At 56.7% G+C, this 527-nt stretch carries 2 protein-coding genes; one reads left to right on the top strand and one right to left on the bottom strand.

Translation table 11 applies throughout. The features are described from left to right. A partial coding sequence (locus HMPREF1494_RS11660) for a hypothetical protein (RefSeq protein ID WP_231495309.1) occupies positions 1-258 on the bottom strand: 258 nt, incomplete at its 3' end. Between the two features lie 21 nt (positions 259-279). On the opposite strand from HMPREF1494_RS11660, the gene HMPREF1494_RS03900 reads away from it, so the two are divergent. Beyond that, the coding region (locus HMPREF1494_RS03900) for a hypothetical protein (RefSeq protein ID WP_034519773.1) at positions 280-527 on the top strand (248 nt) is incomplete at its 3' end.

Genomic DNA, 527 nt, shown 5'->3' with positions numbered 1-527 from the left:
ACCGATGCCGGGCATATCGGCGGATAATGGGTCGTCGTTGGCTTTCGTCCTCATTTTTGGGGACGGTGATTTGCGACGCCCATGACCGGTATCTATCATTGGGGGTGCTTCGTTTTCAATGATGAAGAGAGCTGGAAAGGCATGTCGTGACGTCATACGGTGTTGTGCGGCATCACGGCATGGGGTTGGGAAAGGCAAGCAATCATGAAAAGGAATGAGGGAGCTTGTCACGGTAATGATGGTGATTATAGCCGTCATATGTCATGCTAAGGAGTTGATATGGGTCGCATACGCGAACTGGTCCGCAGGGTCGGCGAGGCGAACCGTAAGCCGGTCGGGAACTCGTCGTTCAACGGGCACGGCCTGAGCGCGATGCTTACGGTCATCTATGGGAGCGGGATGGTGTTCCAGTCCATCCGTGAAAAGGACCTCGTCATGCTGTCCGCGTCGTTGCTGGTGGCGTTCGCGATCCTCCTGGCCTCGGAATACGGCCTGTACTGCGTCACGGACCCCGCCCTGACGAGAGC

Origin of the sequence: Bifidobacterium sp. MSTE12 (genome assembly GCF_000513015.1) — a bacterium.
Lineage (GTDB): Bacteria > Actinomycetota > Actinomycetes > Actinomycetales > Bifidobacteriaceae > Bifidobacterium > Bifidobacterium dentium.
Note: the sequence above shows the minus strand (reverse complement) of the source record. Positions and strands in the feature narration are given on the sequence as shown.